Raw genomic sequence first — 20,565 nt, forward strand, 5'->3', positions numbered from 1 at the left:
GATAGAAATCAGGAGTGGGACGATAGTTCAGCTGTTTTTCACGTTTTTTTTACAACTGAAGCCTTTGCACACTGCCAGAGGTGTTCCACAGCACTGGTAGGATGTTTTCCAATGATCGCGGATCGGCGCTGGACCAGAATGCAGCATCGCGCGCCGGCCCATCTGCCAGCAGTTCGCGTGCGGCCAACAGCCGTTTCAGTTGCCGGGCCACCGCAGCCCCGGTATCGATGATAGCCACATCGGCGGGCACCATACCGGCCAGCAGCGGGCGCAGGAACGGGTAATGGGTACACCCGAGAATCAACGTATCGCAACCTGCCGCAAGCAAGGGCTGCACATAGCCAAGCAAAAGCTGGCGCAATTGCAGGCTACCAAGGTCACCCGTCTCGATCAGCTCGACCAGCCCAGGGCAAGGCTGGGTGACCACACGTACATCGTTGGCGAAGCGGTCGAGCAAGGCGGCGAACTTGGCGCTCTGCAAAGTGCCGGTAGTGGCCAGCACACCGACCACGCCAGAACGGGTGGCAGCAGCGGCAGGCTTCACTGCCGGCTCCATCCCTACCAGCGGCCAGTCGGGGTAACGCTCACGCAGGTCGGCAACTGCTGCCACCGTTGCGGTGTTGCAGGCCAGGACCATCGCCTTGGCACCTTGCGCCTGGAAAAACTCGGCAATGCGCCGGCAGCGCTGCCGGATGTAGTCGGGGGTTTTCTCGCCATACGGCACATGCCCGCAATCGGCCACATAGAGCAGCGACTCGCTGGGCAGCAAGCGTTGGATCTCAGCCAGGACCGACAAACCGCCGACCCCGGAGTCCATCACGCCGACCGGTGCCGAGCGCTCAGCCATCGCGTTTGCCACATACCGCACAAGCCGGGTCACGCTTGACCCGCAGTTCACGCAGGCGCGTGCCCAGTGCGTCGATCAGCAGCAAACGGCCCACCAGCGGCTCACCAAAACAAGCCAGCAGTTTCATGGCTTCCAGCGCCTGCAGGCTGCCGACCAGCCCCACCAGCGGGCCGATCACTCCGGCTTCGCTGCAGGTCAGCTCGTCTTCGCTGCCATGGCCGTACAGGCAATGGTAGCAAGGGCTGTAATCGCGCCGAGGGTCGAACACCGACAGCTGCCCTTCGAGGCGGATGGCTGCACCACTGACCAGCGGCTTGCCATGGGCGAAGCAAGCTGCGTTGACCGCCTCCCGGGTACCAAAGTTGTCGGAACAGTCCAGCACCAGGTCGACGGCTGCTACCGCAGCAGCCAGTGAATCTTCGTCCAGCGCCTGACGATGGGCGACCAAGGTAATTTCAGGATTGATGGCCTCAAGCCGCTGCAGCGCCGAGTCCACCTTGCTCATGCCAACGCTGCCACTGTCGTGGATGACCTGGCGCTGCAGGTTGGTCAGGTCGACGGTATCGAAGTCTGCCAGGTGCAGCTCACCTACACCCGCTGCTGCCAGGTAGAGCGCCACCGGCGAGCCAAGACCACCCAGCCCGATGATCAGCGCCTTGCTTTGCTTGAGGCGCAACTGGCCTTCGATATCCACCTGTGCCAGTAGAATTTGCCGGCTGTAACGCAACAACTCCTGATCGGTCAGCATGGCAGGCGCCCCAGGGAAATACGTTCGTGGCCGCCCAGGTCCTTGCGGCTGGCCACCTCGATGAAGCCTTGCCCGGTCAGCAGCGCACGCACGGCAGGTGCCTGGTCGTAGCCGTGTTCGAGCAGCAGCCAGCCACCGGGCAGCAGATGCGCCGGCGCCTGGCCAACAATCAGCCGCAGGTCGTCCAGGCCATCGGCCCCGGCCACCAGTGCACTGCTGGGTTCGAAGCGCACATCACCGGCAGCCAGGTGCGGGTCTTCGGCAGCGATGTACGGCGGGTTGCTGAGGATCAGGTCGAAACGCTCCCCGTCCAAGGCACTGAACCAGTGGCTGGCGAGCACCTTGACGTTGCCCAGGCCCAAGCGCTGACGATTACGCTCAGCCAGCGCTACCGCTTCCTCGACCCGGTCCAGTGCCGTGACCTGCCAAGCCGGGCATTCGCTGGCCAAGGCCAACGCTATCGCGCCGGTTCCAGTGCCCAGGTCGAGCACCTTGGCGGGCGTTGCAGGCTGCAACTCAAGCGCCGTCTCGACCAGAAGCTCGGTATCAGGGCGCGGAATCAACGTGTGGGGTGCCACTTCCAGGTCGAGTTTCCAGAAACCCTGTTGGCCCAGAATGTAGGCAACAGGCTCGCCGCTGCGGCGACGATGCAGGTAGCCCGCGTAGGTCTGCGCATCCTCGCTGCTGACGATACGCTCAGGCCATGTGTGCAGGTAGCTGCGTGATTTGCCGATGGCCGCCGCCAGCAGCAGTTCGGCGTCCAGGCGTGCGGTGGGCGAATCCGGAAGTTGCGCGTTGCGCAGCAGGCTGGCAATGATGGTCATCAGTCCCCCAATGCCGCCAGCTGATCAGCCTGGTACTCGGCCAGCAACGGTTCGATCACAGCGTCCACACCCCCGGCCAGGATATCGTCGAGGGAATACAGGGTCAGGTTGATACGGTGATCGGTCACCCGCCCCTGTGGATAATTGTAGGTACGGATTCGTTCTGAGCGGTCGCCCGAACCTACCAACAGTTTACGCTCACTGGCGATGGCGTTCTGCGCGGCGCTGGTCTGCATGTCATTGAGCTTGGCCGACAGCCAGGACATGGCTCGGGCCCGGTTCTTGTGCTGCGAACGCTCCTCCTGGCACTCCACCACGATGCCGGTAGGCAAGTGCGTGATACGGATGGCCGAGTCGGTCTTGTTGACGTGCTGACCACCGGCGCCGGATGCGCGGTAGGTGTCCACGCGCAAATCAGCCGGATTGATCTCGATAGCCACTTGTTCATCCGGCTCCGGCAGTACCGCGACGGTGCACGCCGAGGTGTGGATACGGCCCTGCGATTCGGTTTCAGGCACCCGCTGCACGCGGTGCGCGCCAGACTCGAACTTGAGCTTGCCATAAACGCTGTCGCCTTCGACGCGGGCGATGATCTCTTTATAGCCGCCGTGCTCGCCTTCGTTCTCGGAGAGAATCTCGAGGCGCCAGCCGCGCCGTTCGGCATAGCGCGAATACATGCGGAACAGATCGCCCGAGAAGATGGCCGCCTCGTCGCCGCCGGTGCCGGCGCGAATTTCGAGGAATACGTTGCGCCCGTCATTAGGGTCTTTGGGCAACAGCATGCGCTGCAGCTGCGACTCCAGCCCCACCAGCTGCTCCTTGGCTTCGCGCACTTCCTCCACGGCCATTTCGCGCATATCGGGGTCGGCGTCCTTGAGCAGCGCCTGGGCACCTTCGAGGTCGTCCTGCACCTTGCGCCACTCTTTATAGGCGCCGATCACCGGCTCCACTTCGGAGTATTCGCGAGAATAGGCGCGAAAGCGCGCCTGGTCGGAAATGACTTCGGCATCACCGAGCAAGGCGGTGAGTTCCTCGAAGCGGTCCTGGAGCGTGTCCAGTTTGTTCAGCAGCGACGCTTTCATTGCAAGGATTTGTCCGTCGAGCCCTCGTTGAGGGCAAAGAGTTCCTGGGCCATGGCCAGCGCATCGAGGCGGCCCTCGGCCGAGAGCTTTTTCAGCTGCACGCTGGGCGCATGCAGGAGTTTGTTGGTCAGCCCCCGGGCCAGTTGCGCCAGTACGTCCTCGGGGTTGCCACCGTTGGCCAGCAGACGCTGGGCCTTTTGCAGTTCTTCGTCGCGCAGGCGCTCGCTTTGCTGGCGATAGGCGCGCAACACGTCGACCGCGGCCAGTTCGCGCAGACGCACCATGAAGTCTTCTGCGCCCACCGAGACCAGCTCTTCGGCCGCCTGGGCTGCGCCCTGGCGGCTCTTGAGGTTTTCCGCGACCACTTCGTGCAGGTCATCGACGGTATACAGGTACACGTCGTCAAGTTCACCTACCTCTGGCTCGATGTCGCGCGGCACGGCGATGTCGACCATGAAGATCGGCTTGTGCCGGCGCTGCTTCAGCGCACTTTCCACCGCGCCCTTGCCCAGGATGGGCAACTGGCTGGCGGTTGAGCTGATGACGATGTCGCTGTGCGCCAGCTCTTGTGGGATATCGGCCAGCAGCACCGCGTGAGCACCGAACTGCTCGGCCAGCAGGCTGGCCCGCTCCAGTGTCCGGTTGGCCACGACGATACGGCGCACGCCCTGCTCATGCAGGTGGCGGGCAACCAGGGTGATGGTTTCACCGGCGCCGATCAGCAGCGCCTGGCTACGGCCCAGGTCGCTGAAGATCTGCCGCGCCAGGCTGACCGCAGCAAACGCCACCGACACCGGGTTCTCGCCGATCGCGGTGTCGGTACGCACCTGTTTGGCCGCACTGAAGGTGGCCTGGAACAGGCGCCCAAGCAGCGGGCCGACGGTGCCAGCCTCGCGCGCCACGGCATAGGCCGACTTCATCTGGCCCAGGATCTGCGGTTCGCCAAGCACCAGCGAGTCGAGGCCCGAGGCCACCCGCATCATGTGCCTGACGGCATCATGCTCTTCATGGATATAGGCGCTGGCCCGCAGTTCATCCAGGCTCAGGCGGTGATAATCGGCCAGCCACTGCAGGACCGCCTCGGCGGACAACTGATCCTGCTCTATATAGAGCTCGCTGCGGTTGCAGGTCGACAGGATCGCCGCTTCACGGCTGGCAGTCAGCCGGCAGAGCTGCTGCAGGGCGTCGACCAGCTGCTCTGGGGTAAACGCCACGCGCTCGCGTACGTCTACCGAGGCAGTCTTATGGTTGATACCAAGTGCAAGAAAGGCCATGCAAGGTCGCTGGTTGTGACGAGAAGCCGATAATTGTCCTCTTTCGCAGGTTTTAGAACAACCACCGTTCGCTATTGTCCCTATATACCAAGAGCATCACTGTAAACCGCGACCTTCGCGTGTGGGTTTGCCCCCGCGCTTGTGTCATCATGCTCCGACCGCCGGTAAGTCCTTCTAAGCCTCTTTATATGAACAGACCCTACGCACTGCTGCTTGCCTTCGCCCTGCTCCAGGGCTGCCAGAGCCTGGCCCCGCAAAAGGCCGAGCCTCCCGTTGCCGAAGCCGGCAAGGCCGAGGCCGAGAAGCCCGTGGTGTATGGGTCGTTCAAGCAGGACACGCTCTACAGCCTGCTGGTGGCCGAACTGGCCGGCCAGCGCAACCGGTTTGATATCGCCTTGGCAAACTACACCGACCAGGCCGAAAAAACCCAGGACCCGGGCGTGTCCGAGCGTGCCTACCGCATAGCCGAATACCTCGGCGCCGACGAGCCGGCCCTGGACAGCGCTTTGATCTGGGCCCGCAACGACCCGCAGAACCTCGACGCCCAGCGCGCCGCTGCCATCCAGCTGGCGCGGGCAGGCCGCTATGACGACTCCATGACTTATATGGAGAAGGTGCTGCAGGGCCAGGGCGATACGCACTTCGACTTCCTCGCCCTGTCGGCCGCAGAGACCGACCAGAGCACCCGCGACGGCCTGATGCAGAGTTTCGACCGCCTACTGGTCAAGTACCCCGACAACAGCCAGCTGGTGTTCGGCAAGGCCCTGCTGCTGAACCAGGACGGCAAAGCCGAAGAAGCCCTCGAACTGCTTGAAGCCCACCCGGCGCAGAATGGCGAGATAGCCCCGACCCTGCTTCGTGCCCGCCTGCTCCAGGCCCTGGACCGCGGCCCGGAAGCCCTGCCGCTGCTGCGCGGGGCGATCCGCGACAACCCGGAAGACAAGCGCCTGCGCCTGACCTATGCGCGCACCCTGGTCGAACAGGACCGCATCGCCGACGCCAAGGGCGAGTTCGTCAGCCTGGTCCAGCAATACCCCGATGACGACGAGCTGCGTTACTCGCTGGCGCTGGTGTGCCTGGAGAACAAGGACTGGGACGAAGCCGAGAGCTACCTGCGTGAGCTGATCGAGCGTGACAGCAACGTCGACGCCGCCCACTTGAACCTGGGCCGCATCGCCGAAGAACGCCACGACCCGGCCGGCGCCCTGCGCGAATACGCACTGGTCGGCCCGGGCCCGGATTACCTGCCGGCACAATTGCGTCAGGCCGATATCCTTATCGCCAACGGCCGTGGCACCGAGGCGTCCCGCCAGCTCGCCGAGGCGCGCGAGGCGCAGCCGGAGCTCGCCACCCAGCTGTACCTGATCGAGTCGGAAAGCTACAGCAACAACAACAAGGACGCCCAAGCCAACCAGGTGCTGCAACAGGCCATTCAGCGCTACCCGGACGACCTCAACCTGCTTTACACCCGCGCCATGCTGGCCGAAAAGCGTGACGACCTGCCGCAAATGGAAAAAGACCTGCGCGCCATCATCGCCCGCGAACCGGAAAACGCCATGGCGCTGAACGCCCTGGGCTATACCTTGGCTGACCGCACGACCCGTTACGGTGAAGCCAAGGCCCTGATCGAAAAGGCCTATCAGCTGACCCCGGACGACCCGGCAATCCTCGACAGCATGGGCTGGGTCGCCTATCGCCTGGGCAACCTCGAAGAGGCCGAGCGTTACCTGCGCCAGGCCCTGGAGCGCTTCCCCGACCATGAAGTGGCTGCTCACCTGGGTGAGGTTCTGTGGGCCAACGGCAAGCGCCGTGAAGCTCGCCAGGTATGGGCCAAGGCCTTCGAGGCCCAGCCCGACAGCCCTATCCTGCGCAAGACCGTCTTGCGCCTGACCGGATCCGAGACCCTTTAACGCCATGTTTTTGCGCCATTGCATCACCTTCACCCTGATCGCCCTGCTGGCCGGCTGTGCCGGCTTCGGTAGCCGCGAGGCCCTGCAGGGCCACGGCGACCCACAGCAGTGGCGCGCCCATAAAGAGCAACTGAGCAGCCTTGACGGCTGGCAGATCAACGGCAAGGTCGGCATCCGCGCCCCGCGCGACTCCGGCAGTGGCACGCTGTTCTGGTTGCAGCGCCAGGACTATTACGACATCCGCCTGGCCGGCCCGCTGGGCCGAGGCGCTGCACGCCTGACCGGCCGCCCCGGCGGTGTGGTACTGGAAGTGGCCAATCAGGGCCGCTACGAAGCGGCCAGCCCAGAAGCGTTGCTGGAAGAACAGCTGGGCTGGCAATTGCCGGTGTCGCACCTGGTCTGGTGGGTGCGCGGCCTGCCTGCCCCCGACAGCAAGAGCAAGCTGACCCTCGATGGCGACAGCCGCCTGGCCAGCCTCGACCAGGACGGCTGGCAGGTGCAGTACCTGAGCTACACCGAACAGAACGGCTACTGGCTGCCCGAGCGCCTGAAGCTGCACGGCAAGGACCTCGACGTGACCCTGGTGGTCAAGGACTGGCAGCCGCGCCAGCTGGGGCACTGACCGATGCACAGGCTCACCCTGCCCGCCCCGGCCAAGCTCAACCTGTGGCTGCACATCATCGGCCGCCGCCCGGATGGTTACCATGAGCTGGAGACCGTCTTCCAGTTCCTCGATCACGGCGACGAGCTGACCTTCGCATTGCGTGAAGACGGCGCTATCCGCCTGCACACCGAAATCGAAGCGGTGCCCCACGACAGCAACCTGATCGTGCGCGCCGCACGTAGGTTGCAGGAACAGTCCGGCACCGGCCTTGGCGCCGACATCTGGCTGACCAAGGTGCTGCCCATGGGCGGCGGCATCGGTGGCGGAAGCTCGGATGCAGCGACCACACTGCTGGCGCTGGCGCACTTGTGGCAACTGGATTGGGATGAGGATCGCCTGGCTGCCCTGGGCCTGACACTGGGTGCCGACGTGCCGGTGTTCGTGCGTGGCCATGCAGCATTCGCCCAAGGAGTGGGTGAGCAACTGACGCCGGTCGACCCGGCCGAACCCTGGTACGTCGTGCTGGTGCCGCAAGTGTCTGTCAGCACAGTAGAAATTTTTTCACATCCACAGTTGACACGTGATTCCCTCCCCCTTAAGATGCGCCCCGTTCCCGAGGGAAACAGTCGAAATGACTGCCAACCGGTGGTAGAGCAGAGTTACCCGGAAGTTCGCAACGCGTTGAATTCACTGGGTAAATTCACTGAAGCTCGATTAACCGGCACTGGAAGTTGTGTGTTTGGGGCCTTCCCAAGCAAAGCCGAAGCTGATAAAGTTCTGGCCCTTCTTTCAGCGACCCAAACAGGGTTTGTGGCGAAAGGAAGCAATGTTTCGATGTTGCATCGCAAGCTGCAAAGTCTGGTCAAGAAGTCGAGTGCCTAGCGCTCGCAGCAAGAGATACAGGGGCGTCGCCAAGCGGTAAGGCAGCAGGTTTTGATCCTGCCATGCGTTGGTTCGAATCCAGCCGCCCCTGCCATTTTCCTTATACTCATCCAGGTATACCCTCAGCCTCCAGGTACTGCGCGTGTCCAAGATGATGGTCTTTACGGGGAACGCTAACCCCGATCTGGCTCGGCGTGTCGTACGTCAGCTGCATATCCCTCTCGGTGACGTCTCTGTCGGTAAATTCTCCGACGGTGAGATCAGCACTGAGATCAATGAAAATGTCCGCGGTAAAGACGTCTTCATTATTCAGCCGACATGTGCCCCGACCAACGATAACCTGATGGAACTGGTAGTGATGGCCGACGCCTTCCGCCGCTCCTCAGCATCCCGAATCACCGCCGTGATTCCTTACTTCGGATACGCCCGCCAGGACCGCCGTCCGCGTTCGGCACGTGTAGCCATCAGCGCCAAAGTCGTCGCTGACATGCTCACTGTCGTGGGTATCGACCGTGTTCTCACCGTCGACCTGCACGCTGACCAGATCCAGGGTTTCTTCGATATCCCAGTCGACAACATCTACGGCTCGCCCGTACTGGTCGACGATATCGAAGACCAGCGTTTCGAGAACCTGATGATCGTCTCCCCGGACATCGGTGGTGTCGTGCGCGCACGTGCCGTCGCCAAGTCCCTGGGTGTCGACCTGGGTATCATCGACAAACGCCGTGAAAAGGCCAACCACTCCGAAGTCATGCACATCATCGGCGACGTCGAAGGGCGCACTTGCATCCTGGTAGACGACATGGTCGATACCGCCGGCACCCTGTGCCATGCGGCCAAGGCACTGAAAGAACACGGCGCTGCCAAGGTTTATGCCTACTGCACGCACCCTGTCCTCTCGGGCCGTGCGATCGAGAACATCGAGAAGTCGGTACTGGACGAGCTGGTGGTGACCAACACCGTTCCGCTGTCCGCCGCTGCTCAAGCCTGTGACCGTATCCGCCAGCTGGATATCGCACCGGTAGTCGCTGAGGCGGTGCGCCGCATCAGCAATGAAGAATCGATCAGTGCGATGTTCCGCTAAGCGGAATACGTGTTGATATGAAGCGCCCCGCCCCAGCATGTGTTGGGGCGGGGCTTTTTTGCCATCCCCGTTGGCGCTGGTCGCAAACGCCCTCGGGGGGCTATTTTGGAGAAACAAAATGACTGATTTCACTCTGAACGCCCAAGTGCGTAGTGACCTGGGGAAAGGTGCGAGCCGCCGCCTGCGTCACTCGCTGAACATCCCGGCCGTTGTATACGGTGGCGATAAAGAAGCTCAATCCCTGACCATCGTGGCCAAGGAAATCGCCAAGCTGTTCGAAAACGAAGCTGCCTTCAGCCACGTTATCGAGCTGAACGTCGACGGCGCCAAGCAGAACGTCGTAGTCAAGGCCATGCAGCGCCACCCGGCCAAAGGCTTCATCATGCACGCCGACTTCGTTCGCGTCGTTGCTGGCCAGAAGCTGACCGCTGTTGTTCCAGTGCACTTCATCAACGAAGAAGCCCCGGTCAAGAAAGGCGGCGAGATCTCGCACGTTGAATCGCAGATCGAAGTTTCCTGCGAAGCCAAAGACCTGCCTGAGTTCATCGAAGTCGACCTGGGCAATGCTGAAATCGGCACCATCATCCACCTGTCGGACCTGAAAGCTCCGAAAGGCGTAGAGTTCGTCGCTCTGGCCCACGGTGATGACAAAGCTGTTGCCAACGTTCACGCTCCACGCGTTGCTCCAGAAGCTGAAGAAGGCGCCGCTGAGTAATCCACTCGCGCGCCGGTGTTGATCGGGTTACAGTGCCGCGCACCGTAACCCACCAACTCCAAGGAAGAGCCCCTACGTGACCGCCATCCAGTTGATCGTCGGCCTGGGTAACCCCGGCCCCGAATACGAACAGACCCGGCATAACGCAGGGGCTCTTTTCGTTGAACGCATTGCCAGCGCCCAGCGCGTCTCCTTGACCGCTGACCGCAAGTATTTCGGCCTGACGGCTAAATTCAGCCATCAGGGCAACGATGTTCGTCTGCTCATCCCCACCACCTACATGAACCGTAGCGGCCAGTCCGTGGCGGCATTGGCCAATTTCTTCCGCATCAAGCCGGAAGCGATCCTGGTGGCGCATGACGAACTCGACCTGCCTCCAGGCGTCGCCAAGCTCAAGCGCGGCGGTGGCCATGGTGGGCACAACGGCCTGCGCGACATCATCGCGCAGCTCGGCAACCAGAACGACTTCCACCGCCTGCGGCTTGGCATCGGCCACCCGGGTGACGCCAAACTGGTTTCCAACTTCGTCCTGGGCCGCGCGCCGCGCGCCGAGCAGGAGAAGCTCGACGCCAGCATCGATTTTGCCCTCGGCGTGCTGCCGGACGTGCTTGCCGGCGATTTCGCCAAGGCAATGCGCGAGCTGCACAGCCAGAAGGCCTGATTTCCTAGAGAGGGGAATACCCATGGGTTTCAATTGCGGCATCGTCGGCCTGCCCAACGTCGGCAAGTCCACCCTGTTCAACGCCCTGACCAAGTCTGGCATCGCGGCGGAGAACTTCCCTTTCTGCACCATCGAGCCGAACAGCGGCATCGTGCCGATGCCCGACGCGCGCCTGGCTGCGCTGGCGGAAATCGTCAAGCCTAATCGCATCCTGCCGACCACCATGGAGTTCGTCGACATCGCCGGCCTGGTGGCCGGCGCCTCGAAAGGTGAAGGCCTGGGCAACAAGTTCCTCGCCAACATCCGCGAGACCGACGCCATCGCCCACGTGGTGCGCTGCTTCGAAGACGAAAACGTGATCCACGTTTCCAACAGCGTCGACCCCAAGCGCGACATCGAGATCATCGACCTGGAGCTTATCTTCGCTGACCTGGACAGCTGCGAGAAGCAACTGCAGAAGGTCACCCGCAACGCCAAGGGCGGCGACAAGGAAGCCCTGGCGCAAAAGGCAATCCTGGAAAAGCTGATCCCGCACTTCACCGAAGGCAAGCCGGCACGCAGCCTGATGAAGAACATGGCCGACGACGAGAAAGCCGTCATCCGTGGCTTCCACCTGCTGACCAGCAAGCCGGTGATGTACATCGCCAACGTGGCTGAAGACGGCTTCGACAACAACCCGCACCTGGACGTGGTCAAAGCCATTGCCGAAGAAGAAGGCGCGGTCGTGGTGCCGGTGTGCAACAAGATCGAAGCCGAGATCGCCGAACTGGACGACGGTGAAGAGAAGGACATGTTCCTCGAGGCCCTGGGCCTGGAAGAGCCTGGCCTGAATCGCGTGATCCGCGCCGGTTACGAGCTGCTCAACCTGCAGACCTACTTCACTGCCGGCGTGCAGGAAGTGCGTGCCTGGACCGTACGCGTCGGTGCCACCGCACCTCAGGCAGCAGGTGTGATCCACACCGACTTCGAAAAAGGCTTCATCCGCGCTGAAGTGGTGGCCTATGACGACTTCATCCAGTTCAAGGGTGAAGGCGGTGCCAAGGAAGCCGGTAAGTGGCGTCTGGAAGGCAAGGACTACATTGTCAAAGACGGCGATGTCATGCACTTCCGCTTCAACGTCTGAGTTGTAAGCACGGGCCTGAAACGGGCCGAGTGAAAAACCCTTGAAGCCTCGCGGCTCAAGGGTTTTTTTGTTGTTCACAGGGCGTTGGTGATACGCCTGGGCGGATGCGTGGATTGCTGTGGCCTGCACGGGACAATTCCCAAGCTATCTTGAATTGAAGCATTTGGTTTCAAGTTGGTAATTGGCTTACGTCTGGGGGGCTGCCGCAGTAGCGCCCATTCGGGCCAGCCCGCTAAAAAGCACGTTCATGCGTCCTCCGCCCTGGAGCCCCCACCATGCATGAAACACCTCCCCGCCCCGGCTTCGACTGGCAACGCTGGCTTCCTGGGCTGGCTACCCTGATGCACTACCAGCTCGCCTGGCTACCCAAGGACATCGCTGCCGGGCTGGTGCTCACCACCATGCTGGTGCCCGTGGGCATCGCCTACGCCGAAGCCTCCGGTGTACCCGGCATCTACGGCTTGTACGCGACCATCGTTCCGTTGCTGGCCTACGCCTTGTTCGGCCCCAGCCGAATCCTGGTGCTCGGCCCGGATTCAGCGCTGGCCGCGCCGATCCTGGCCGTGGTGGTGCAGTACGCTGCCAGCGACCCCCAGCGAGCCATCGCCATCGCCAGCCTGATGGCCCTGGTGGCCGGCGCCTTCTGCGTGATCGCTGGGCTGCTGCGGCTAGGCTTCATCACCGAGTTGTTGTCCAAGCCTATCCGCTACGGCTACATGAACGGTATCGCGCTCACCGTGCTGATCAGCCAGTTGCCCAAGCTGTTCGGCCTCTCGATCGACAGCCAGGGGCCCCTGCGCGATCTGTGGCAGCTGGCACAGACCTTGATCGCCGGCCAGGGGCACTGGCCCAGCTTTGCAGTAGGCGGCGCCAGCCTGGCGCTGATTCTGCTGCTCAAGCCCTACAAGCGCCTACCGGGCATCCTCATCGCCGTGGTACTCGCCACCCTGGCGGTAAGCCTGTTCGACCTCGACCAGATGGGCGTGAAAGTACTCGGTGAGCTACCCCAGGGCTTGCCCAGCTTCACCTTCCCATGGGTAACCGGCATCGACTTGGTCGAGGTCCTGCTGGGCGGCATAGCCGTGGCACTGGTGTCGTTCGCCGATACCAGCGTGCTGTCACGCACTTACGCGGCGCGCCTGAAAACACCGGTCAACCCGAACCAGGAAATGTTCGGCCTGGGCGTGGCCAACCTGGCCTCCGGGCTGTTCCAGGGCATCCCGATCAGCAGCAGCTCATCGCGCACTCCGGTAGCTGAGGCGGCCGGCTCAAAGACCCAGCTTACCGGCATCATCGGCGCGATGGCTGTGACAATCCTGTTGTTGGTCGCGCCCAACCTCCTGCAATACCTGCCCACCAGTGCACTGGCCGCAGTGGTGATCGCGGCGGCAATGGGGCTTTTCGAGTTCGCCGACCTCAAGCGCATCTTTCGCATGCAGCAATGGGAGTTCTGGCTGTCGTTCACCTGCTTCGTGGGGGTTGCGGTGTTCGGCGCCATCCCCGGCATCTGCATTGCCGTGGCGATTTCGGTGATCGAGTTCCTGTGGGATGGCTGGCGGCCGCATCATGCGGTGCTCGGGCGGGTCGACGGCACCCGCGGCTACCATGACGTGCAGCGTTATCCACAGGCTCGCCGGATACCGGGCCTGGTGCTGCTGCGCTGGGATGCGCCGCTGTTCTTCGCCAATGCCGAGCAGTTTCAGGCCACGGTGCTGGCGGCGGTGGATGAGTCGCCTACCCCCGTGCAGCGGTTGGTGATTGCAGCGGAACCGGTGACCAGCATCGATATCACTTCGGCGGACATGCTGGCCGAACTCGACCGGGCGCTGGAGGCCCGGGGAGTCGAGTTGCAGTTCGCCGAGATGAAGGACCCGGTGAAAGACAAGATGAAACGGTTCGAATTGCTCCAGCACATGGGCGAGACGGCGTTTCACCCCACTGTCGGCGCTGCGGTGGATGCTTATCTGCAGGACACCGGAGTGGACTGGAAGCCTTGAGTCGCTAAACGGCCCTGAGCCGACGCCGGTCGAGCCATATCAGCAAGGCACTGGCGTACAGCGACACGGCCAGAAACAACGCCATGCGAACCGCAAACGCCCGATAGACGTCCTGGCCGGCTGCACTGTCCTGCACTGACTGCCCCAGCAGGATAAGCAGGGTGGTCAGGCAACTCACCCAGTACGCAGGGCTGTGCCGCGTGCTTGCCACGCCATAGAGCCTGCGCCCCTGCCAAAGCGTGAACAGCAGCACCCACAGGAAGAACATCCACAGGTGCACGAACACGCTCAATGCTGCCCACATGAGCATCGCCAACACCCCTGCCAGCACCGTCGAGCCGATGAGCTCACGACTGGCATGCCGGGCCCGGGTCTCGCCAGCCTGCTGCCCAAGGCTCACCGCCTTCATGATAAGGGGCATGAACGCGTCGGGCGCGATCAGCGCCAGCAGGAACGCCGGCATGACGATCAGCGTGGCACGCAAGGCTATCCAGCCGACATCGGCGCGATCGGGCAATGGCGGCGCAGGTTGCGCAGGCGCATTCGCAGGTTCTGGAACCAGCACATGGGCCAACGCCGTCCCCAGCACCGCCAGGAGCATGCCCTTGGCCATCGCCTCGACCACCATCAGCGCCAGGGTGAAATCGCTGGTACCGGCAGCCGCTATCATGGTCAGGCCAACCACCAACAGGTTGGCAAGCAAGCCGTTGCCCCCCTTGAGCGCATAGCGCAACACCAGAAATACCCCCACGCCGACCAGCAACACGCCACTCACCGGCGCATGGCGCAAAATGGGTATCAGCAAAAGGCCGCTGCCACAGCTCAGCAACACCAGTATTGCCAACATCGGTGCCGCCTTGATCGGCAACGGCTCACTGCGCATGGCCAACAACAGCACCGCGAATACCGGCGCAAGTATGGGCACCGGCAGGCCAAGGCCAAAACTCGCTACCAGGCATAGCGCCACGCCTAAGGCCAGGCGCAGCGCACGCAGGCGTCGCAGCTCAATAGGCATACGACAGCCAGCTCATCAGCCACATGAACACGCGCCCTAGAAGGCTCAGAGGGTTACCTTCGCCGGGCAGGGCCATGACCTCGGCCTGACCGCCCACACGCAGCCCGGACCTGTCTGCAAGTTGGTCTCGGTCGAGCTCGACGATCACCGGAAAACGCTGCGCCGAGCGTAGCCATTCGCGGCTGTTCTGTACGGTCGGCAAGGCACCCGGCGGCGTGCCCTGCCCCACGCTCACGCCATAGCCGATGCTGCGGATATGCCCTTGCAATACCCTACCGGGGATGGCGTCCAGCACCACCAGCACCGGTGTACCAGGGCGCAGACGGCCGAGATTGTTCTCGGTCATGTCGGCGCTTATCCACACGTCGTGGATGGCGATCAGGGTCATCATCGCGCTGCCGGCGGGAACGTAGTGGCCCACGTCAGTGCGCAGGTCAGTGATCAGCCCATTGGCATCGGCGCGCACCACGGTGCGGGCCAAGTCCAGCCGGGCCTTTTCCACATTGGCCGCCGCACTGCGCAGTTGCGCGTTGTCCGCCTCCACCCCGCCTTGCTGCTCCCGCGCCCGTTCGACTTCCGCGCGCGCTGCCGCCACCTGGCTGATGGCCTGGTCACGGGTTGCCTGCGCCCCTTCAAGGCGACGTACCGACACGGTACCTGGGTCTTCTTCGATCAGCCGTTTGAGCCGCTCGGCATCCTGGCGGGCCTTGCGCTCGTTGGCCTGAGCCGCTACCAAGGCGGCCTGGGCCGAGTCAATGCCAGCGGTATTGGCGCCAATCTGCCGGCGTACCGTATCCAGATCTGCCTGGGCGCGGGTCAGGGCAATGCGGTACTGCTCCTGATCCAGCTCGAACAGCACATCACCCTGGCGCACTTGCTGGTTGTTGCCCACCGCCACGCGCTTGACCTGCCCGGCAACTTCAGCGGCCACAGGCACCACATAGGCTTGCAGACGAGCCTGTTGGGTGTAAGGCGTGAATCGGTCGGCAAGCAGGTACCAGACCAGGCTCACTATGATCAGCACCAACACCCAGTGCATGGCGCGGTCAGGGGGCGTGTCCACGGCGTCGCTCATCAGGGCTCACCTTGTTCAGGGTCGGCGGGGGCCGGCTCGTCCAGCAGGTCACCCCAATCGGTACGGTTTTCCATCTGCTGGCGGGTGGCCGGGTCAACGGGCTTGCGCTGGTTGTCCCAACCACCGCCCAGCGCTTTATACAGCGTCACCAGGCTGCTCACTGCGTTCCCCCGGCTGACCAGGTAGCCGTCCTGCTGCTGCAACAGCAGTTGCTGGGCATCGAGCACGCGCTGGAAATCGGCGAAGCCTTCCTGGTATTGGGCGCTGGCCAGGTTCAGCGAGCGCTGAGCGGCCTGCGAGGCGTCCTGGCGAATGCTGGCGCTCTGCAGCGAACGCACCAGACCACTGGCGGCGTCATCGGCCTCACGCGCAGCTTCACGCACCCCTTGCTGGTACAGCTCAATCAACTGCTGCAGGCGCGCATCCTCGACACGCACGGCATTCTTGCGGCGGCCGTAGTCGAAGGGGCTCCATATCAGGCTTGGCCCGGCAGCCAGGTCGAAGGTGTTGGGCAGTTGATTGGCCGATACGAAAGTCCAGCCGATGCTGCCCAGCAGGCTCAGCTGTGGATAAAGATCCGCGGTGGCCACCCCGACGAGTGCCGACTGCGCCGCCACGGCTTGCTCGGCGGCACGAATGTCGGGGCGCCGCTGCAGCAGGCTGGCGGGCACGTCCTGCAACACAGCCCGGTCCGGCAGCGGTAACTGGCCGTACCGCGCAGCCAGCTGCGGCAGTGGCCCGGGCGGTCTGTCAAGCAACGCGCAGAGCACATTGCGCAAGGCATTGAGCTGGTTTTCGAACTCGGGAATCGTGGCCTGAGTTGCCAGGTACTGGGTACGCGCCTGCTGCCAGTCGAGCTCGTCGTTCTCGCCGTGGCGGAACAGCCGCTCGGTAATTTCCAGGCTACGCGCCTGGCGCCTGGCGTTTTCCGTTGCGATCTGCAGCCGCGCCTCGGCGGTGCGCAGGGCAAAGTAGGTGTCGGCCACCTGCGCACGCATCAGCAGCATGGCGTCGGCGTAATTGGCCTGGGACGCGAAATAAGCGGCATCGGCGCTTTCGATGGCGCGGCTGAAACGCCCCCAGAAATCGATTTCCCACCCGATATCGAAACCCGCGCTGGACTGCCAGAACACCGAATCGCGGGCGCTGGCGGTGCCGGACTGGTCCTGTTTGAGGTACAGACTCTGCCCGCGCAGTTGCTGCAACTGTGGATAACGCCCGGTCTGGACGATGGCCAACTGCGCCCTGGCCTCGGCGACGCGCAGGCCGGCTACGCGCAGGCTGGTGTTATTGGCGTCGGCCTCGGCGATCAGTGCGTCCAAGGCCGGGTCGGCAAACACTGCCCACCACTGGCGCAGCTCCGGCTGCGCAGCCCTGCGCTGGGCCTGCTCGAGCAATGGCGTACTCCAGCTGCCCAGCCACGCGTGCCGGGGCGTCTCATAGTCCGGGCCGACCTGGGTGCAACCGGCCAGCACCATCAGCAGGCTCAACCCACAGCAGCGCCTGGGCATGGCAGGCCTTGGCTCAGGCTGCCGGCGGCGCAGGTTGCTCCGGCACCTGCAAGGCCACCCATTGCCAGAACAGCACGTAGGTCACAGCGAGGATCACCGGGCCGAGAAACAGCCCGATAATGCCCTTGACCACCATGCCGCCCAGCGCACCGATCAACACAACCGGCATTGGCACATCCACCCCGCGGCCCAGCAGCAAGGGTTTGAGAACGTTGTCGGCAAGCCCGGCGACGAAGGTGTAGACAGCGAACACGATAGTGGCCACGGTGAAGCCCTCGACGTTCAGTACGTAGATGATCACCGGCAAGGTGATCAACGTCGCCGGGGCCTGGGCGATCCCCAGCATGAGGATGAGAATGGCGAGCATGCCGGCACCTGGTACGCCTTTGATCACGAAGCCCACACCGATCAGCAGCATCTGGATGAAGGCGATGCCGATCACCCCTTGCGCCACCGCACGAATGGTAGCGGTACACAACGTGGCAAGCGGCTTGCCTCGCTCTTCTCCAGAAATCCGCATGGCGATGCGCTGTGCTGCGATCTCGCCACGATCACCAAAAGCCATGATCACGCCGGAAATGATAATCGCACCGACGAACAGCAGGAAGGCCCCGCCGGCACTGGCCGCCGCACCCAATGCCGTACGCCCGGCGCTCTTGAGCTGGGGCATCCATTGCGCAATCACATCGGCCAGGTTCTCGGAGGCTGACAGCCACAGCGCATGGACTTTCGGCCCGATCAGTGGCCAGTTGGCCACAGAGTCGGGCGGCACCGGCACGCTCCAGCTGTCGCTCCTGATCAGCGACACCAGGTGGTCTACCGATTCACCGATGGACATCACCACCAGGTAGATCGGTACCAGCAATACCACCAGCACCAGTAGCACCACCAGTGTCGCCGCATAGCCGTCCTTGAAACCTGAACCACGCTTGATGCGCTGGTACAGCGGATACAACGTCACCGCCAGGATCACCGACCACAGCATCAGCTCCAGGAATGGCTGGAAAACCTGAAAGGCAAATAGCACCAGGGCAGCCACCAGGCCTGCCTTGATGAGCACATCGAGCAGGCCCCGTGACCGGGCGCTGTCCAGTTTGATACTCGGCTGCATGACTCATCTCCTCGTGCTCAGTGCGCCAGGAGGCGCGATTCAGTGGTCCGTTCTGGGTGCAGGGTGCGAGATATCGCGCTCAGGCAGCTGCCGCGCCAGGGCCATCATCACCAGCGGCACTACCGCCATCGACAGGGTGATCGCGAGCACCAGCAGGTCGTGCACCTGTTGAGTCAGTACGTGATGTTCGTGCGCCATTTTGAATACGACGAACGCAAACTCTCCGCCCGATGCCAGTACCACCCCCAGGCACAGCGCCTGCGGGTGAGTCAGCCCACCCGCCAGCCGGCCCAACCCCCAGAGCAGCGGCAACTTGATGCCCACCAACAACAACGTCAGCCCCAGCACGGCCAGAGGCATGCCGAACAGCAGACGCAAATCGGCGCTCATTCCCACCCCGACGAAAAACAACCCCAGCAACAGGCCCTTGAGCGGCTCGATCTGGGTTTCCAGTTCGTGGCGAAACGGTGACTCGGCCATCAGTACACCGGCAAGAAAAGCGCCCAAGGCCATGGATACGCCCACATGCTCCATCACCCAGGCCGTGCCCAGCACCACCAGCAAGGCGGTGGCGGTCGACAGCTCAGGAAGGCCTGACCCGACTGTCCATCTGAACACCGGCGTCATCAGGTAACGGCCGCTGACGATCACCAGGCCAATGCCAAGTGACACCGCCAGCAGCGGCCAAGCGCGCTCATCGGTAGTGCTGACATCACCGCCGAGCAACGGCACGACGGCAATAAGCGGTATGGCGGCGATGTCCTGAAACAGCAGGATGGCCACGGCCAGGCGGCCGTGCGGTTTGCCCAGGTCCTTGCGTTCGGCCAGCACCTGCAGGCCGAACGCGGTGGACGACAGGGCAAGACCCAGCCCCAGAACGATGGACGCCGGTTTCGACTGGCCAAACACAGCGTACGCCAGCAAGCCAAGCACCAAGGCAGTCAGCCCGACCTGCAGCGTCCCGACACCAAAAAGCGCCCGCCGCATGGTCCACAAGCGCTGTGGTGATAGCTCCAGGCCAATCACGAACAGCAACATGACCACACCGATCTCCGAAATCCGTGCCACGTTGCCTGGGTTATCAAGCAGGCCAAATACCGAAGGGCCGATCAGAATGCCGGCAAGAAGATAGCCAGGCACCGCCCCCATCTTCAGACGCTGCGCCAGTGGCACCAGAAGTACCACGGCCAGCAGGAAGACCACTGTAGCCTGCAGCAGGCTGCCATCATGTGGCATAGGTTCGTACCCTTGCGACCATGCGCAGTGAGGGAATCAGAAACGCTCTTGGACCACTTTGAAGGGATAGGCTACAGCTTTGTACTTGCCGATCTTGCCCCGTTTGGGCAGCTTCACTACCTTGTCACCGGTAACGTCCTTGTAGGGAATGCGCGAAAGCAGATGGCTGATGATGTTCAGGCGAGCACGGCGTTTGTCGTCGGAGTGGGCCAGGAACCACGGTGCCCACGATGAGTCGGAGGCAGCGAACATCTCATCGCGGGCAAGGGTGTATTCGTCCCAGCGGGTGTAGGACTTAAGGTCCATGGGAGAGAGTTTCCATACCTTGCGGCCGTCATTGATGCGGTCCTGCAGGCGGCGGGTCTGCTCCTGGGCACTGACTTCGAGCCAGTACTTGATGAGGATGATCCCCGACTCGACCATCAGTTTCTCCAGCAAGGGCACCACCGCGAGGAACTTGCCGGCCTGCTCGTCGGTGCAAAAGCCCATCACCCGCTCAACGCCGGCGCGGTTGTACCAGCTGCGATCGAAGATCACCACCTCCCCCGCTGCCGGCAGGTGGTTGAGGTAACGCTGGGCATACATCTGGGACTTTTCCCGTTCAGTCGGCGCCGGTAGCGCCACCACACGGAACACTCGTGGGCTGACCCGCTCGGTGATGGCCTTGATGGTACCGCCCTTGCCAGCACCATCACGGCCCTCGAACACGATGCACACCTTCAGGCCCTTGGCCACGACCCATTCCTGCAGCTTCACCAATTCCACATGCAGGTTTTTCAGCTGTTTGTCATAGGCCTTGCCACCCAGCTTCTCGACAGGCGCCTGCAAGTCTTTCTTCCTGGACGGCTTGGCCATGACACGCTCCT

General features: G+C 62.9%; 19 protein-coding genes and 1 tRNA gene. 9 read left to right on the forward strand and 11 right to left on the reverse strand.

The features are described from left to right. Positions 1-49 precede the first annotated feature (49 nt). The 5 genes from murI to hemA are packed head-to-tail and all read right to left on the reverse strand — an operon-like array spanning position 50 to position 4,775. The gene (murI, locus tag JET17_RS22650; protein ID WP_012316259.1) at positions 50-847 is read right to left on the reverse strand and encodes a glutamate racemase; all 798 of its coding nucleotides are present in this window, start codon (positions 845-847) and stop codon (positions 50-52) included. After that, positions 840-1,595 carry a molybdopterin-synthase adenylyltransferase MoeB gene (locus JET17_RS22655; protein WP_012316260.1) on the reverse strand — a complete coding sequence of 252 codons (756 nt, stop codon included), beginning with the start codon at positions 1,593-1,595 and terminating at the stop codon, positions 840-842. Before JET17_RS22655 ends, murI begins: the two co-directional genes overlap by 8 nt. Further along, entirely contained in the window at positions 1,589-2,419 is an 831-nt protein-coding gene (gene prmC, locus JET17_RS22660) for a peptide chain release factor N(5)-glutamine methyltransferase (protein ID WP_012316261.1), read from the reverse strand. Before prmC ends, JET17_RS22655 begins: the two co-directional genes overlap by 7 nt. Continuing rightward, on the reverse strand, positions 2,419-3,501 hold the full coding sequence (gene prfA / locus JET17_RS22665; RefSeq protein WP_012316262.1) for a peptide chain release factor 1: 1,083 nt from the start codon (positions 3,499-3,501) through the stop codon (positions 2,419-2,421). The genes prmC and prfA overlap by 1 nt, the downstream gene beginning before the upstream one ends. Next, positions 3,498-4,775 carry a glutamyl-tRNA reductase gene (gene hemA, locus JET17_RS22670; RefSeq protein ID WP_012316263.1) on the reverse strand — a complete coding sequence of 426 codons (1,278 nt, stop codon included), beginning with the start codon at positions 4,773-4,775 and terminating at the stop codon, positions 3,498-3,500. Before hemA ends, prfA begins: the two co-directional genes overlap by 4 nt. Before the next feature lie 188 nt (positions 4,776-4,963). Between hemA and JET17_RS22675 the strand changes: the two genes are divergently transcribed. The 9 genes from JET17_RS22675 (at position 4,964) to JET17_RS22715 (ending at position 13,751) form a co-directional block, all read left to right on the forward strand. Beyond that, the gene (locus JET17_RS22675; protein ID WP_012316264.1) at positions 4,964-6,685 is read left to right on the forward strand and encodes a tetratricopeptide repeat protein; all 1,722 of its coding nucleotides are present in this window, start codon (positions 4,964-4,966) and stop codon (positions 6,683-6,685) included. 4 nt (positions 6,686-6,689) lie between these two features. After that, a complete protein-coding gene (lolB, locus tag JET17_RS22680) occupies positions 6,690-7,307 on the forward strand; it encodes a lipoprotein insertase outer membrane protein LolB (protein ID WP_012316265.1) in 618 nt (205 codons plus the stop codon). Positions 7,308-7,310: 3 nt separating this feature from the next. Further along, the gene (gene ispE, locus JET17_RS22685; RefSeq protein WP_012316266.1) at positions 7,311-8,171 is read left to right on the forward strand and encodes a 4-(cytidine 5'-diphospho)-2-C-methyl-D-erythritol kinase; all 861 of its coding nucleotides are present in this window, start codon (positions 7,311-7,313) and stop codon (positions 8,169-8,171) included. Positions 8,172-8,190: 19 nt separating this feature from the next. Next, a tRNA-Gln gene (locus JET17_RS22690) sits at positions 8,191-8,265 on the forward strand. 48 nt (positions 8,266-8,313) lie between these two features. Next, complete coding sequence (locus tag JET17_RS22695; RefSeq protein WP_003247410.1) at positions 8,314-9,255, forward strand: ribose-phosphate pyrophosphokinase; 942 nt, start codon at positions 8,314-8,316, stop codon at positions 9,253-9,255. Positions 9,256-9,373: 118 nt separating this feature from the next. Next, positions 9,374-9,970: a 50S ribosomal protein L25/general stress protein Ctc gene (locus JET17_RS22700; protein ID WP_012316267.1), complete on the forward strand. Its 597-nt coding sequence runs from the start codon at positions 9,374-9,376 to the stop codon at positions 9,968-9,970. A gap of 76 nt (positions 9,971-10,046) precedes the next feature. Next, on the forward strand, positions 10,047-10,631 hold the full coding sequence (gene pth / locus JET17_RS22705; protein WP_008099045.1) for an aminoacyl-tRNA hydrolase: 585 nt from the start codon (positions 10,047-10,049) through the stop codon (positions 10,629-10,631). Positions 10,632-10,653: 22 nt separating this feature from the next. Further along, positions 10,654-11,754 (forward strand): redox-regulated ATPase YchF, encoded by a 1,101-nt coding sequence (gene ychF / locus JET17_RS22710; protein WP_008099042.1) that lies wholly within the window; start codon positions 10,654-10,656, stop codon positions 11,752-11,754. A gap of 275 nt (positions 11,755-12,029) precedes the next feature. Further along, complete coding sequence (locus JET17_RS22715) at positions 12,030-13,751, forward strand: SulP family inorganic anion transporter (protein ID WP_012316268.1); 1,722 nt, start codon at positions 12,030-12,032, stop codon at positions 13,749-13,751. Between the two features lie 4 nt (positions 13,752-13,755). Here the strand turns inward: JET17_RS22715 and JET17_RS22720 are convergent, their stop codons facing one another. Genes JET17_RS22720 through ppk2 form a run of 6 tightly spaced genes read right to left on the reverse strand, consistent with a single transcriptional unit; the run spans position 13,756 to position 20,554 of the window. After that, on the reverse strand, positions 13,756-14,766 hold the full coding sequence (locus tag JET17_RS22720; RefSeq protein WP_012316269.1) for a DUF2955 domain-containing protein: 1,011 nt from the start codon (positions 14,764-14,766) through the stop codon (positions 13,756-13,758). After that, positions 14,756-15,841: an HlyD family secretion protein gene (locus JET17_RS22725; RefSeq protein WP_012316270.1), complete on the reverse strand. Its 1,086-nt coding sequence runs from the start codon at positions 15,839-15,841 to the stop codon at positions 14,756-14,758. The genes JET17_RS22720 and JET17_RS22725 overlap by 11 nt, the downstream gene beginning before the upstream one ends. Then, the gene (locus JET17_RS22730; RefSeq protein WP_012316271.1) at positions 15,841-17,352 is read right to left on the reverse strand and encodes an efflux transporter outer membrane subunit; all 1,512 of its coding nucleotides are present in this window, start codon (positions 17,350-17,352) and stop codon (positions 15,841-15,843) included. The genes JET17_RS22725 and JET17_RS22730 overlap by 1 nt, the downstream gene beginning before the upstream one ends. A 13-nt stretch (positions 17,353-17,365) precedes the next feature. Then, positions 17,366-18,463: an AI-2E family transporter gene (locus JET17_RS22735; protein ID WP_012316272.1), complete on the reverse strand. Its 1,098-nt coding sequence runs from the start codon at positions 18,461-18,463 to the stop codon at positions 17,366-17,368. Between the two features lie 39 nt (positions 18,464-18,502). Continuing rightward, positions 18,503-19,699, reverse strand: coding sequence for a monovalent cation:proton antiporter-2 (CPA2) family protein (locus JET17_RS22740; RefSeq protein WP_012316273.1), 1,197 nt, complete (start codon positions 19,697-19,699; stop codon positions 18,503-18,505). Positions 19,700-19,735: 36 nt separating this feature from the next. After that, positions 19,736-20,554, reverse strand: coding sequence for a polyphosphate kinase 2 (ppk2, locus tag JET17_RS22745; RefSeq protein WP_012316274.1), 819 nt, complete (start codon positions 20,552-20,554; stop codon positions 19,736-19,738). Between the last annotated feature and the right edge of the window lie 11 nt (positions 20,555-20,565).

It is taken from the genome of Pseudomonas putida, assembly GCF_016406145.1.
GTDB classification, from domain to species: Bacteria; Pseudomonadota; Gammaproteobacteria; order Pseudomonadales; family Pseudomonadaceae; genus Aquipseudomonas; species Aquipseudomonas putida_E.